Source organism: Phycisphaerales bacterium (assembly GCA_016699835.1).
In the GTDB taxonomy this organism is placed as follows: domain Bacteria; phylum Planctomycetota; class Phycisphaerae; order Phycisphaerales; family UBA1924.
On the sequence record CP064987.1, the window covers coordinates 2,884,877 to 2,897,674 of the forward strand.

Consider the following 12,798-nt stretch of genomic DNA (forward strand, 5'->3'; position numbering starts at 1 on the left):
GGATCACGCGAACTGGAACAGCCTGACGTCCGCCAGTTTCAACTCAAGCGAGGGCAGGAAGTCCCCGCGACCGACCGCCTCGCGGTTCTCGTAGTTCCAGCCCACGTGGAGCAGCACCGCTTGCTTGATGATCGCCGGGACGGCCGTGGCGTCGCCATAGCCGGCGGTGTACTCGATCTGCACCGCGTTAGGTTCGGATCTGGCGATCGGCCAGGTCTTTCCATACGCCGGCAGGAGCCTGGAGTGCTTCTGCGGGTCCTTGGAGTCGAGCGCGTACTCGGTGCCGGCGAGCGTCTGCAGCACGCCGGCGGAGTCGATGTACTTCACGCTGTTGATCGACTTGATCTTGCCACCGGGGAGCCAGATCGCCACGTCGCCCAGCGGCCGGTTGCCCAGGATCGGTTTCCCGTACTCGTCGACCGCGCCGTCAGGGAACCTGTCGACCCACAGCCGCCAGGTCTGGTCCACAACCGCTCGCCTGGTGTATCGCTCGACCCACTCGCGGGCTTCGGCGATCAGCCGCGTGATCAGATCGTCCTCGGCCGTGACGTCGACCCGCAGGTGGGCCTTCGCCTCGACGAGGGTGACCGGCTCTTCGGTCGGTGGTGTGACGATCTCGACCGCCATCGATGGGCGCTCCATGGAGCGGGGACGGACCAGCAGGGAACCGGCCCGCCCCCGATTCCGGACGCGTGGACTCGCCGGGGTGCGAGGAACGGGCCGGCGGCCGCCACATTGGCGACCAGGGTGCAGCACGGTGGGGTCGGGTCCAACGTGCGGCGAAAACACCAGGGGTGGGCTTTACGTCCCACCCCCAGTGCTCGTGGGGGTGGGGTTAGGGCGTTCCGGTCGGTGGGCTCACAAGCGACTTGCTGATCAGGGTGTTGGCGACCTGGTTGAGCGTCGGCTTGAACTGCCCTTTGTACAGGATGTAGTACATGTCGCCGGTGATGGTTGCTGCGGTGCGGACGATCGCGGGCTTCACATACCGCTTCATGGGCTTGTTGATGTCGACGCAGACTACCTGGCCGTTGGCGACGGCCACGACCTTCGAGCCTGCCACATTGGCGCCGTCGGACATATCCGAGGCGTCGCCATGATCAAGCGCGAGGTAGTTGCCGGCGTTCTGGGTGGCGATCGTGCAGAACACCGCCACACCGTCGTAGCCGGCCGTGTCGATCGTGGCGCCGCTCACCGGCGTGGTGCCGCTGGCAGCGCCGGCGACGGCGAGACGAATCGCATTCTCCTCGGTAAACACGTTGGCCATGATGCTCTCCTTGCCCCGGTGGATTCCGGTGCGAATGTCCACTACCGGCCCAGAGCGTCACCGCTTGAGCGTCGTTTCTTCCTTGGTCTTGCCCGATCGCTTGCCGGTGCCTGCGCCGTCGGCGTGTTCAACCTTGCGATCGTCCTTCGCGGCGGCCTTCGCGGCGGCCTTGGTCGGCTCAACGAGTTCGGCATAGCCGGCGTCGATAAACCGCTTCGCTTCCTTGTCGTCGGGCCAGTCAACATCCTCGCCGGGCATGTGGCTGTAGTTCAAACCCGAAATCGAGGTGCGGAACTTGATGCGCATGGCTGGTCTCCAGTGATCGGGACGGGCATCGGCTTCTCAATGGGTCCGGCCCGCGGGTAGCGAGCCGGACCCTCTCACGAATGAGTAAAGGATCTCGGTGTCGAGCCAGGACTAGGCCTGAATCAGGTGCTTGATGGGATTCGTGCCGGCGTTGGAGAGGCGGCCGTCGGCACGCAGGTAGGCGAAGAAGCCGACCTGCAGCTTCTCGGCGTAGCGCTCGGTGAGCCGGAGGATCTGCATCCCGCGAACACGGCGGATCTTGTACTTGCTGAAGTCGCCGAAAAGCACAGACTTCTTGCCGGTGGTGGGCAGGTCCATGTTCTGGTTGACGAGGTAGGGCCGGTTGTTGAGCAGGCCCGGGGCGCCGTCCGCCATCCCCGCGTTCATCGAGGGCATCCACAGCGGCCGACCGGCCGAGTCCTTGAGCTTTCGGAGGAGGCCGACGGTCGTGTCGTGCAACATGAACGCGGCGTTGGTCCGGTACGCCGGATCGACCGAGTGCTCAAGGTCGACAAGCTCGTCGTACGTGATCGCCGTGGCGCCGGCCGCGGTCTTCCCGAGCGTCGACCCGTTCACCACGCCCTGGGGCTGATTCGCGCCAGTACCAATCGTCAGCATCCGGTTCAGGATGCGGCCGATGCGCTCGGAGATGAGATCGGAGAGCAGGGCCTCGACATTGACGCCCGTGTCCTGGAGCAACTGGATCGGAACCAGGATGAGCTTCGAGCTGAAGGTGTAGGCCTTCGCGGTGATCTGGCCGAAGGAGACATCGGCGTTGGCAACCGCCGTGTTCTCGCCGACCAACTCGCCCTCGTTGCTCGTGTCGTTCACCGTGGGCCAGGGCAGGTCGTTGCCGCTGTCGGTCGTGATCGTCTGCGCGTTGGACTTCAGCACGCCGCTGTAGTCCTTCATCGCTTTGTCGACCTGCGCCATGAATCCGGTCGGGACGGTGAACCCGCCCGTCGCGCCGGTGATGGCGGACAGGTCGCGGGCCTCGATGTCATTGGGTAGTGACGAGAACCGAGACTGGAGGATCGAACGCTCTTCCTGGGTGACGCTACCCAGACCATGGCGGAGGAACTTGTCGAAGGCCGCGGAGTAGTTCGACTCACGCTCCTCGGCCTCGGTGCGCCCGCTCTCGCCGGCGGACCTTCGGGGATCGACGTCTCGGTTCTGGGTTCTGGAGACACCCTCGTCGTCGGCATCCTCGTGGGACTTCAGGTGCTTGGTCAGCAGGTCCTCACGCTTCTGATATGCGACGATCTGGTCCTGGAGCTCCTTGAGCTCCTTCTCCTCGTCGGGTGTGAACTCACGATCCTCAGTCGTGACACGAGCAACCAGTTCGTCGGCCTTGTCGCGGGCCTTCGAACGCTTGTCCTGCAGATCGTCAATTGTCTTCGACAGATCGACCGTGATCGTCCGCTTCTTGACTGCCATGTGTGCCTCCCGCGGCCATGCGGTTCACGTCCACTTCCCGCGCGCCGAGACTAGACCTCGCCTACTTCCCAGTCCACAACGCCACGCGTGTGCGATACGCGCTGATGAGTCGATCTCTCCGCCGGAAGGACCCGTGGCCGGCGTCCTTGCCGAGCCGACGGATCCCCTCCTCGAGGATGTCCTTCGCCGAACGATCGGTGTTTCTGGCCTCGACGCTCGTTTCCGGATAGGCCGGGAACGCGACAGCCGAGACCTCGAACAGGTCCACCTCGATCAGCTCGCGGAAGTACACCGTCCGTGCGTTCTCCGTCTTCCTGGTCCACTCGTCCTCGACCGTGGCGAACCCGAAACTCATGCCGGTGATGTCGCCTCGCTTGACGCTCACGACCAGGTCGCGACCGGCAGAGGTGTCGGGCACGGCGATCTCGACCTTGAGGCCTTTTTTGTCCTCGGAGATGTCGAGCGTCTTCGCGGTCCGCCGGCCGATCACCAGGTCGGTGTTGTGACCGACCAGGGCACGGATGTCGTCGCCGCGATCGAGAGAGGTCTTGAACGCGCCGGCACGGATCGTCTCAACGAATCCGCCCAGGTCCTCACTCTTGGAATCGAAGAGGGCGGCGTACCCCTGCAGCGTGGCGATGCGACCATCCTTGGCGTCGCCAGCCTCGCGAAGTTCAACGCCGGCGTGGAATCGCCGCTCGACTTTCTTCACAGCCATGAGCGCACCTGTCTGCCGTCCACGCGGCGAAACTAGGCGCGTCAGCCGTCCTTCGCTACTTTGCCATCGGTCTTGGGATCGGGTGAGCCCGGATCGTCGCCAGGTCCACCCGAGCCGCCGGGTCCGCCGCCCTTCTTGATCCAGGAGTCGATGAGTTCGTCGCGCTGGTCCTCGGTCGGCATGGGCATGTTCGACGACTGGGTCCAGTAGGTCCTGCCGCGGCCGTCGGGCAGGTCGTTCATATTCTCCCGCTCGCGGATCTCGTCGCTCGAGATGCCGCCGACCCGGAACAACCGCTCGTAGAACTGGCCTCGGGCGTTCGCGTCCATCTGGATGATCGCCTGGGTCAGGTGCTCGACGTAGTGGGTGTCCTGCTCGTCCTGGCCGAAGAGCTTCCAGTTGAACTCCTGCTCGGTCGCCTCGACCCACGGCGCCAGCGTGTCGCCCAGGAAGTCGAGGCTCTGCTGCTCGATGTTGTTGTTCGTCGCCCGGGCCAGGTGCTGGATCTTGTGCGGCTGCACGCCGAACCACCGGCAGATCTCCTCGACGCGGAACTGGCCAGTCTCGATGAACTGGGCGTCCTCGAGGGGCATCGCGGCCGCGGCCCATTTCATGCCCTCCTCGAGGATCATCGGCTTGCCGGCGTTGGCCGTGCCTCCGTAGACGTGCGTCAAAGACTCACGGAGGTTCTTGAGAGCAGCGTCGCCGATTTTCCCGGGGTGCTCGAGGACGCCGCTGGGTCGGAGCCCGTTCTTGAGGAGTGTGCCCTGGAACTTGTCGGCCGCGAGCGCCGCACCGATCGTCTGCCGCGCGTGGGCAATGACCGACAGGCCGCAGATCCCGTCGTACGACAGCCCGGGAATGTGGAGCATGTCACGCTTCAGCAGCGTGATCATGCCCCGATCGGTCTGCACCTTGTACCGCAGTTCTCCGTTCTCGCGGCAGGGCGTCACACGGGGCGACTCGATAGGGATGAGGGCGTCGATCATCCCCGATCGCCGGCGGACGATCTCGGCGTAGCCGTTCCCCCAGAGGAGTGTGTTCGCCTGCATCGTTTTGCGGAACGCGAAGGCGCTCATGTCCGGGTTCGGCCGGATCTTCAGCAGGCGATAGAGCGGGTGGTCCTTGGCCCGCTCGCGGCCATTCTCGGTGCGCTCGTACGTGATGAGGGGCATCCGGGCCAGGGCGTCGGAGATCACCCGCACGCAGGCGAAGACGGCGCTCACGCGCATCGAGCTGGCCGGCGTGACCGTCTCGCCCGAGCCCGACTCGCCGCCGGCGAGGATGCCCGCGAGCTGGGCGGCGGTGATCGGGGTGTTGGGGTCCTCGAGGTTCCGGCTCTCGCCCAGGAGCAGGGTGCGGAAACGCCCGAGCAACCCGCCCGACGTGTGCTTCTGTGTCGCGGTCATAACTGGATCACTCCGCGTTTCTCGTACACCGAGGGTGCCACGTCGGCCACACTAGCGCGGACGAGGGCCGTCACCAACGCCGCCAAGCCGTCGATGCGGCTGGTCGATCCCTTCTTGGTCAGCCGCTCGTTCCCGTTCACGTCGGAGATCACCGCGACGTTCTCGACCATCCATCGCAGAACCGGGTTGCCGCCGTGGGAGATCTTGCCCTCGAGGACCAGGTTCTTCAGTTCCATCGTCGCCGGCGAGACGTGCTTGATCGTCTGAATGATCTCGGCGCAGGTCATGCCGGCGGCCGTGAGTTCGTTCGCGATCTGGGTCGCGTTGTACGGGTCGTACGCGACCTCTCGGATCTGGAACCGCCTCGCCCAGTCCTCGAGGATCTTCTCGCGGATGGCGGCGTAGTCGACGACGTTGCCCGGGGTCAGGGTGACATGGCCGGCCTTCGCCCACTCTCGGTACGGGACGCCGTCGCGCTTCTCTTTGAGGTCGATGTTGTCCTCGGGAACGAAGAAGTGGGGCAGCACGTAGAACCGTTTCGCGCCCCCCTCGGACTGCCGGAAGAGTGAGACCAGGGCGGTGAGGTCGGACCGCTTGGAGAGATCCAGCCCGAGCCAGGCCTGGAGCGACGCCATGACCGCAGGGTCCACCTGACCGGCGCACTTGTCCCAGTCCTCGACGTCGAGCCATCCGGTCTTCTGCCCGGTCCAGATGTTTAGGAAATACCGCTTGAAGGCCGCTTCCTTGCTCGCGTCCTCGAGCGCCTCGTTGAAGAGCGACCGGAACTCCCTCGGCTTGATCGTGACGCCATATCCGGGGTTCGCCTTCTTCCAGGTCGATTCCTGTTTCCAATCGTCCTTCGGGCCCGCCTCGTAGATCACGACGAGTCGGTCCTCGATGCGGCTCTTGCCCTCGAGGATTCGCTTGTCCTGGACGTACTCGCGCCAGCCCACGGTGTGCCGGTCGTAGCCGGCGGTCGAGATGACGAAAGTGAGCGGCTGCCGGCGAGTCGCCGATCCGGTCGTCATCTTGTCCCAGAGCTCGAAATCCCGAAGTTCGTGGATTTCGTCGAACACCACGCCGCTGGGATTCAGGCCGTCCTTGTTCTGCGGCAACGACGAGAGCGCCTGCAGCGATGACATCTGCTCGGGGTAGACGATCGACTTCGTCCTGGCCGAGTCGAACACCTGGCTCCGGTCGTTCAGATCCGGGCACGCCCGCACCATCCGAGCGGCCTCGCGGAACACGATCGAGGCCTGTTCCTTGTCGTTGGCGAGCAGATAGAGCTCGGCGCCGGCCTCCTCGTCCCCGAAGAGCAGGTAGAGCGCGACGCCGGCGGCGAGCGTGCTCTTGCCGTTTTTCCTGGGCACCCACAGATCGCAGCGCCGGTACCAGCGCAGGCCATCGGACTTGCGACGCCAGCCGAAGAGCGGTCGGATGATCTGGTCACGCTGCCAGTCGTGCGGGATGAACGGCTGGCCCGCCCACTCGCCCTTCGTGTGGGTCAGGAAGAGTTCGAAGAACTGGCACGCGCGGTTGGCCTGCTCCTTGTCGAAGTAGGCCTCGGCGATGGGCGGCGTTCGTGCCTCAGCCGGTCTTCGGCGAGGACGGCCGCGAGCCGAAGAACTTCGCTTTGAGCTCATTCACGTCACCTTGACTCGCTTTCTCGGCCGCGACCTGGATGCGCGATCGCGCCGACGGCGTGAGCCCGAACTCCCGCTCGATCGCCAGGAGGTCACGCGAGAGCCGCAGCACCATGGATATCTCCGGGAACGCGGAGAATCGGATGATCTTGCCGGGCTTCTTCGGGTTCCCGCTGTCCGCTCGAACGGGATAGGAGCGGCCATTCTTCTCGATGAACGCCGTCGCGTCGCGCCACAGAACGATCATCTGGCAGTACCGGGCGAGCGCCTCGCCGTCGACCGAACGGGCGAGTCCGATCCGCGTCAACTTCGGGACGACCTGATCCCACACGAGACGGGCACGTTCGTCGAGATGCTCGGGCGCCTCGGCGTCGCCGGGCGGGGGCACGACTTCCTGGACGTTGAGCTTGCGCCCGCCGGGGTTTCCGGCGACGAGTTTCAGCACGGTCGGCTTCGGCGGAGGACCACGTTTCCCCATGCGCCAAAACTAGCCGCGTCGGCGTTGGTCGCTAAGTGTTTTCAAAACCTGCGCGCGCGCACGCGACGGGCCCCACTGCGGTCCCCACGCACCCTCCCAGAGAAATTGCCCCCCCTCCCCCCAACGACGCTCTGGATGCCCAATGCCGCGTCCTGGACGCCCTGGGCAGCCTGCTGGCCATCGACGTGGGCCGCGTCTAGTCTGGCCGAACGCGGCCCGTGGAAGCCGCCCTGGAGGCCGAACATGGCTGCTATTACGCCTGCCGTTCCATCGATGATTGGCACCAACCCCGCTGGCATCTCCGCGAATGCCGGTGGCGACACGATCAAGAACACCAGCGGAAACTCATTCCTGCGGGTCACGAACGGCAGCGGCGCGTCTATCGATGTGACGCTTGCTGCTGGCGTGAACAAGAACAGGCCGGGCGACGGTGTCTTCCCGCCCATGGTGCTGGAGGATCAGGTGGTCGCCATACCGGCAGGACAATCTCGGATCATCGGGCCGATTCCGCCGGCGTTCAACGATGGAAGCTCGAACGTCCTCGTCTCGTATAGCTCTGTCACCTCGGTTACTGTCGAGGCGTACCGGCTCTCCTGATCGTGTTGGCCAGACGCGTCGCCGCCTTCCTCGCATGGCCGTCTCTGGCGGTCTTCTGCATGTGACAACGCTCGCACAACCCTCGCAGGTTGTCGAGCGATTCCCCTCCACCCGTGGCCTTGGGCTTGATGTGGTCGACGTGCTTCGTCGGCTGCTTCATGCACAACACACAGATCGGATCGCGGGCGATCACCAGCTTCCTCAATCGACGCCAGCGGGCACCGTACCCCCTCGAGGTCGAGCTCCCTTGCGTGGTCCTCCACGCCGGCGCGGGCTCATGCTTGGGTCCGTGGACATCGCAGTATCGTCGGTCGGTGAGGATGTGGCATCCGGGGTGATTGCAGGGGTGCTTGGGCTTGGTGGGCATGGCGCATGCTCCTCGACGTCGACGCCGCGGGACCTGGCGATCTCGGCCCACGTGCGCCCGTCGCCGGCCAGCCTAGCGGCTCGCCCAGTCATCATCTGCCATCGTCGGACTCCGACGTCCACGAACACGGGCTCGAGCTCCATTGCGTAACAGCGCCGGCCGAGCTGCTCGGCCGCGACCAGTTGCGAGCCTGATCCGCTGAAGGGCTCATAGCACACGTCTCCGCGTTTGGTGTGCTTCCGTATCGGTCTGGCGAAGATCTCGACGGGCTTCTGGGTCGGGTGCTCGTTGCCAATGGGCCTGGACTTGCCTTCCCAGTCGACCTCCCACACCGAAGACGCGTCCTTGATGATGCCGAGGAGTTGGGACTTTGTGAGTTGCTCGAGTGGGATGGCGTCACCGGCGGACGTCCACACCGAGTCGAAGTCGTGAAGGCCATTGTGCGTCGGCTTGCTCCCCTGCACCCATCCCATGAGACATGGCTCATGCCGAAAGTGCCAGAAGACCGACCCGAACACGGCCGCCGGCTTCACCCAGATGATCTGCTGGTGATCGAGAATATCCAGCGATCGCCATGCATCAATGATCTCGACCAGTCGCTTGTGCGCGTGCCAGCAATAGATCGCTGCATTGGGCGCGAGCACACGGACGATGTTCCCGAAGACCGATCGAAAGAAGCCGGCGGCATCCGTAATCTCGACCTCGCGATAAGTGGCAGACCAGTCTTTGCCGCGATCGCCGGCACGTACTCCGGTGTAGTCAACCAGGTAGGGAGGATCGGTCGCCACAAGGCTCGCACGATGGCCGTTCATGAGCTTGTCAACGTCGTCGTCCTCGGTTGAATCTCCACACAGCAGTCGGTGCGAATCAAGTTCCCAGAGATCACCAGGCTGAGTCACGGCTATTGGCAAGAGATCTGGCGCCGTGTGCTCGACCGCCGGCTCGTCCGAGTCCACGGTGAGGAGTTCGGCGAGTTCGTCCTGGGACCAGCCGGCCGACTCGGCCATGTCGGCGGGCATGTCCGCCAGCACGAGCCGGAGCGCGTCGTCGTCCCATCTGGAGAGTTCGGCAGTGCGGTTGTCGGCGATCGCGTAGGCCGTCCGGTCGACGCCAACCAGATCCGATTTGATCGTGGCGACGTGTGTCCATCCAAGCGACTTGGCAGCCTCAAACGTGCCGTTCCCGGCCACGACCACGCCGGCGTCGTCCACGACGATGGGCTTCTGTTGCCCGAACCGGCGTAATGACGCCCTCAGGGCCTCGATACTGCGCTCATCGTGGATTCTGAGGTTCGCCGGGTCAGTCGAGACGTCGCCGACGGGCGTGGCCAGGGAGATCAGGTTGGGCGCGATATTGTGAGTTCCGGTCTTTGGTTTGGCCTTGGCCATGGATCTTCGCCCCTGGAACCACCACAAGTCCAAGCACCCGCATGACAAGCACGGCCTGTCGGACGCGGATGCTGCGAACACCGCTGAGCCATCGGCCCAAGACCGAGCGATCAACGCCCGACTTCTTTGCCAGCCGGCTGATCGACATCTCGCGACGTTGCATCTCGCGAAGGACCTCGATGGCGATCGTGTCATCGGCGGGCACGTCTCTACTAGGCGGTTCTGTCATGGGCCAGACGCATCGAGTGCGCCGTCGTGGCACATAAACGCGCGTGATGAAAACTTCACGCCCGCATTCGGGTAGAACCGTCTCTGAGGACCGATCACCCGGGCATGGCTGCCCAATGGAGGCAGCCATGCGACTTGTCCCCTCCGATAATGACCCTTCTGACAGGCTTACAGGCCACGCCGTGGTCGAGATTCACGTCCGGGAACCGATCACGGGCAAGACGATCTCCCATTTGGTCTTGCGTCTCGCAAGTGACTGTGCTGTAATGCCTTGCATGGAGCCTTCCTCCCTTGGCACTCAGGAGGCGGGCACGGACTCGTCAACGGTCTGTGGTCCCGTTGCCGGGCGCATTGCGTCCGAGGGGACGCCATTGGCACACGCCGTAGACGCATGGCTCGAGTACCTCAGAAGCCGCCGGAAGAAGCCCCGAAGCGTCGCGTCGTTTCGTCAGGTCGTGTCCAAGGCCATGGGTGAATGCGGATGGTCATCGCCGGCAGACGTGACGTTCGCCGCGGTGACGTCCTGGATGGGCGCTCAGGCCTGGAAGGGATCGACGTACAACCGCAATCTCTCGTGCTTCAGATCGCTGTGCAGGCACATGAAGCGGTCCGGAGTCATATCGCTCGACCCGCTGGAACTAGTCGAGCGTGCTGAGGATGATGGTGGGGAAGGGGCACGACCGGCGACAGTGGACGAGGCCAGCAGGATCATCCTGCACGCGTGGGTTCGCGACCAGGCCGACCGCCGGTGCAAGGGAAATCGGGCGCTCTATTGGCTGTGCCTGTTCTCCCATGCCTCGCGGGTGACCGAACCGAGTCTGTGGAAGCGTCGGCACTTGGTGCTCGACCATCCCGTGCCGCATGTGATCTGGGAACCGGAGATCAACAAGGGCCGCAAGCGCCGCGACTGTGCGCTCGCGCCCGAGATCGTCGAGCAACTCCGGCTCCATCTCGCCGCCGTCGATCGCGACCTTGCCGCAGCGGGACTTGCTCCAGCCGGCCCGAACGATCCGGTGTTCCCGGTGGTTCCGAGCAAGGGGACATTCCTCGCTGATCGCGACGCCGCCGGTATCGCCGCCGAGGACTATCGCGGCCGTCGGTTCAGCACGCACTCGGCCCGGAAGTACTTCGCGACGGTGCTCGGGTCGACCGCCAGCGAAAAAATGGTGGATTTTCTGATGCGGCATTCCGGGCGGGTCGAGCACCGGTATTACATCCCACCCCTCGAGGAGCAAGCCTCGGCCCTGTCGGCACTTCCGCGTCTCTGGCCGGCATCCGGCCGGGGTGATGGGAATGCCCAGCCCAAACCGCCGGCGCGTGGTCCGCGTCATGATTCCTCGCCTGATGATTTGACAAACCGGGGCGACATGGCCGAAGATGGGGGCGGCACTCACGAGGGACTCCACGAAAACCCGTCCCGAGTTTCGTCCCCTGGCTCTGCTCCTTGCCCACGTGAGTGCCAACGAAGGTGGTCGATCGCAGAGTCGGGGACGATGATCGGGGAGTTGATGCGGGCGGTCGGGCAAGGCCGTCTCGAGCACGCGGAGGACGAGTTGAGTCCAGCCGCAGTATGCAGACGAAAATCGGCATTTGTTTGAGAGTCTTTCCCGGGATGACGGGATTCTGAAACGAGAAAGCCCCCGCGATGGTGCGGGGGCTTGTGTGTTTTTTGGGGTGCGGCGTGTGTGCCGGTCTGTGGTCGATCAGCACCCAGCGAAGAAGTGATCGAGGAAGAAGAGCAGGTCGTCGATGGTGACGGCTCCGTCGGGAGTGCCTGTGGTAGAGCCGTCGTCGAGGTCTGCGGCGAGATTGCCGGCCTGGAAGACGGCGAGGAAGTAGAGGAGATCGTCGATGGTGACGGCGCCGTCGGGTGTGGCGGAGTTCGTGCCATCGTCGAGGTCGGCGGGGCAATCGGGGCAGTTGCCAAAGGTGTATCGGGCGAAGTAGGCGGAGGGGTTGCCGCCTGCTGCGGTGAAGGAACCTCCCACGAGGACGTCTCCGTTCTGGAGAGCAACTAGATTTGTGACGGTATCGTTTACCCCTGAATCTAGGGCTGACCACGTACTTGTCGTCCAGTCATACAAGGCGACATTACGTGCCGCCACGCCGAATGCGTTAGAAAAACTGCCCCCTGTTACCACTTCACTGTTTGGGAGCACGACAAATGCGTTGATAGTATAAGACACAGGCCATGTGGTAAAGGCCGACCATGTATTAATGTATGGGTTATATATCGCGTAGTCGAGTGCTGACTCCGCCTGCAGTCCTGAAGTTACCGCTTACGATAATGTTGCCGTTGAGGAGCGGCGTAAATGAAAAAATAACACTGCTCGTGCCCGATCCCGGATTCGACCATGTGTCGCTGGTAGGATTGTATCGTGCGAGATGGCTGACTTCGATGCCGCCCGCGATAGTGAAATATCCGCCCACGAGCACGTCGCCATTCTGAAGTACGGCAAGCGCATTGACCTTGTCGAAATCATCTGTGCCGATTCCAGAGCCAAGTGGAGACCAGGTGTTTGTGTCTGAGTGATAGCGGGCAATCTTGCGAGCGGTGACACTTCCGACGGAGTTGAAGTCGCCTCCTGCGATTATGTCGCCGTCCGCGAGCATACACATGGCGCGGATCGTGTTGTTCATGCCCGGCCCAAAGGCGGACCAAGTGCTCGACGTCGTGTTGTAACGGGCGATGCGGTTCACATGAACTCCGTCAACTTGATATAATGAGCCGCCCACAATAATGTCGCCTCCAGGCAACTCGACCGCGGCCTTGATCCCAAACTCGGTGCCGTATACGCCCGAGCCCATGGCAGACCACATGTTTGTCGATGGGTCGTAGCGAGCAACGTGGTTGACCGCAACTCCGCCCGCTGTGGTGAAGGCGCCGCTCACAATCACCTCGCCGCTCTGGAGCACCGTCATGTTGGAAATGGTGTCGTTCAAACCTCGCCCAAGAGTGG

Annotated in this window: 15 protein-coding genes; 2 read left to right on the forward strand and 13 right to left on the reverse strand. The window is 63.8% G+C overall.

Annotation, left to right across the window (positions count from 1 at the left end):
* Positions 1 to 3: 3 nt before the first annotated feature.
* The 8 genes from IPK69_11920 to IPK69_11955 all read right to left on the reverse strand — a co-directional run bounded on the left by IPK69_11920 (position 4) and on the right by IPK69_11955 (position 7,225).
* Positions 4 to 627: a phage head-tail connector protein gene (locus IPK69_11920; protein QQS08679.1), complete on the reverse strand. Its 624-nt coding sequence runs from the start codon at positions 625 to 627 to the stop codon at positions 4 to 6.
* Between the two features lie 208 nt (positions 628 to 835).
* On the reverse strand, positions 836 to 1,267 hold the full coding sequence (locus tag IPK69_11925) for a hypothetical protein (protein ID QQS08680.1): 432 nt from the start codon (positions 1,265 to 1,267) through the stop codon (positions 836 to 838).
* 57 nt (positions 1,268 to 1,324) lie between these two features.
* A complete protein-coding gene (locus IPK69_11930; protein ID QQS08681.1) occupies positions 1,325 to 1,573 on the reverse strand; it encodes a hypothetical protein in 249 nt (82 codons plus the stop codon).
* A gap of 111 nt (positions 1,574 to 1,684) precedes the next feature.
* Positions 1,685 to 3,010 carry a phage major capsid protein gene (locus IPK69_11935; protein QQS08682.1) on the reverse strand — a complete coding sequence of 442 codons (1,326 nt, stop codon included), beginning with the start codon at positions 3,008 to 3,010 and terminating at the stop codon, positions 1,685 to 1,687.
* Between the two features lie 61 nt (positions 3,011 to 3,071).
* Complete coding sequence (locus IPK69_11940) at positions 3,072 to 3,728, reverse strand: HK97 family phage prohead protease (GenBank protein ID QQS08683.1); 657 nt, start codon at positions 3,726 to 3,728, stop codon at positions 3,072 to 3,074.
* A 41-nt stretch (positions 3,729 to 3,769) separates the two neighbouring features.
* Positions 3,770 to 5,137, reverse strand: a complete 1,368-nt coding sequence (locus IPK69_11945) for a phage portal protein (protein QQS08684.1) — start codon at positions 5,135 to 5,137, stop codon at positions 3,770 to 3,772.
* Complete coding sequence (locus IPK69_11950) at positions 5,134 to 6,780, reverse strand: terminase large subunit (protein QQS08685.1); 1,647 nt, start codon at positions 6,778 to 6,780, stop codon at positions 5,134 to 5,136. The genes IPK69_11945 and IPK69_11950 overlap by 4 nt, the downstream gene beginning before the upstream one ends.
* Positions 6,725 to 7,225: a phage terminase small subunit P27 family gene (locus IPK69_11955; protein QQS08686.1), complete on the reverse strand. Its 501-nt coding sequence runs from the start codon at positions 7,223 to 7,225 to the stop codon at positions 6,725 to 6,727. Before IPK69_11955 ends, IPK69_11950 begins: the two co-directional genes overlap by 56 nt.
* Before the next feature lie 306 nt (positions 7,226 to 7,531).
* Between IPK69_11955 and IPK69_11960 the strand changes: the two genes are divergently transcribed.
* Positions 7,532 to 7,855: a hypothetical protein gene (locus IPK69_11960; protein ID QQS08687.1), complete on the forward strand. Its 324-nt coding sequence runs from the start codon at positions 7,532 to 7,534 to the stop codon at positions 7,853 to 7,855.
* Here the strand turns inward: IPK69_11960 and IPK69_11965 are convergent.
* From IPK69_11965 to IPK69_11975, 3 genes are read right to left on the reverse strand one after another with little or no spacing between them, the layout of a single operon-like run.
* Positions 7,827 to 8,015 (reverse strand): HNH endonuclease, encoded by a 189-nt coding sequence (locus IPK69_11965; GenBank protein ID QQS08688.1) that lies wholly within the window; start codon positions 8,013 to 8,015, stop codon positions 7,827 to 7,829. The genes IPK69_11960 and IPK69_11965 overlap by 29 nt on opposite strands.
* Positions 8,016 to 8,056: 41 nt before the next feature.
* A complete protein-coding gene (locus tag IPK69_11970) occupies positions 8,057 to 9,610 on the reverse strand; it encodes a DNA modification methylase (GenBank protein QQS08689.1) in 1,554 nt (517 codons plus the stop codon).
* On the reverse strand, positions 9,522 to 9,815 hold the full coding sequence (locus IPK69_11975; GenBank protein ID QQS08690.1) for a helix-turn-helix transcriptional regulator: 294 nt from the start codon (positions 9,813 to 9,815) through the stop codon (positions 9,522 to 9,524). Before IPK69_11975 ends, IPK69_11970 begins: the two co-directional genes overlap by 89 nt.
* 139 nt (positions 9,816 to 9,954) lie before the next feature.
* Between IPK69_11975 and IPK69_11980 the strand changes: the two genes are divergently transcribed.
* Complete coding sequence (locus IPK69_11980; protein ID QQS08691.1) at positions 9,955 to 11,436, forward strand: site-specific integrase; 1,482 nt, start codon at positions 9,955 to 9,957, stop codon at positions 11,434 to 11,436.
* A gap of 105 nt (positions 11,437 to 11,541) precedes the next feature.
* Here the strand turns inward: IPK69_11980 and IPK69_11985 are convergent, their stop codons facing one another.
* Both IPK69_11985 and IPK69_11990 read right to left on the reverse strand, forming a co-directional pair.
* Complete coding sequence (locus tag IPK69_11985; GenBank protein ID QQS08692.1) at positions 11,542 to 11,826, reverse strand: hypothetical protein; 285 nt, start codon at positions 11,824 to 11,826, stop codon at positions 11,542 to 11,544.
* A 238-nt stretch (positions 11,827 to 12,064) separates the two neighbouring features.
* Positions 12,065 to 12,760 carry a hypothetical protein gene (locus IPK69_11990; GenBank protein QQS08693.1) on the reverse strand — a complete coding sequence of 232 codons (696 nt, stop codon included), beginning with the start codon at positions 12,758 to 12,760 and terminating at the stop codon, positions 12,065 to 12,067.
* Positions 12,761 to 12,798: the final 38 nt, after the last annotated feature.

Excerpts from the sequence above, each read along its gene's own strand:
- IPK69_11935 (QQS08682.1), bottom strand. The coding sequence starts at position 3,010 with ATGGCAGTCAAGAAGCGGACGATCACGGTCGATCTGTCGAAGACAATT.
- IPK69_11945 (QQS08684.1), bottom strand. The coding sequence starts at position 5,137 with ATGACCGCGACACAGAAGCACACGTCGGGCGGGTTGCTCGGGCGTTTC.
- IPK69_11965 (QQS08688.1), bottom strand. The coding sequence starts at position 8,015 with ATGAAGCAGCCGACGAAGCACGTCGACCACATCAAGCCCAAGGCCACG.
- IPK69_11930 (QQS08681.1), bottom strand. The coding sequence starts at position 1,573 with ATGCGCATCAAGTTCCGCACCTCGATTTCGGGTTTGAACTACAGCCAC.
- IPK69_11940 (QQS08683.1), bottom strand. The coding sequence starts at position 3,728 with ATGGCTGTGAAGAAAGTCGAGCGGCGATTCCACGCCGGCGTTGAACTT.
- IPK69_11990 (QQS08693.1), bottom strand. The coding sequence starts at position 12,760 with ATGACGGTGCTCCAGAGCGGCGAGGTGATTGTGAGCGGCGCCTTCACC.
- IPK69_11920 (QQS08679.1), bottom strand. The coding sequence starts at position 627 with ATGGCGGTCGAGATCGTCACACCACCGACCGAAGAGCCGGTCACCCTC.
- IPK69_11950 (QQS08685.1), bottom strand. The coding sequence starts at position 6,780 with ATGAGCTCAAAGCGAAGTTCTTCGGCTCGCGGCCGTCCTCGCCGAAGA.
- IPK69_11960 (QQS08687.1), top strand. The coding sequence starts at position 7,532 with ATGATTGGCACCAACCCCGCTGGCATCTCCGCGAATGCCGGTGGCGAC.
- IPK69_11925 (QQS08680.1), bottom strand. The coding sequence starts at position 1,267 with ATGGCCAACGTGTTTACCGAGGAGAATGCGATTCGTCTCGCCGTCGCC.
- IPK69_11980 (QQS08691.1), top strand. The coding sequence starts at position 9,955 with ATGGAGGCAGCCATGCGACTTGTCCCCTCCGATAATGACCCTTCTGAC.
- IPK69_11970 (QQS08689.1), bottom strand. The coding sequence starts at position 9,610 with ATGGCCAAGGCCAAACCAAAGACCGGAACTCACAATATCGCGCCCAAC.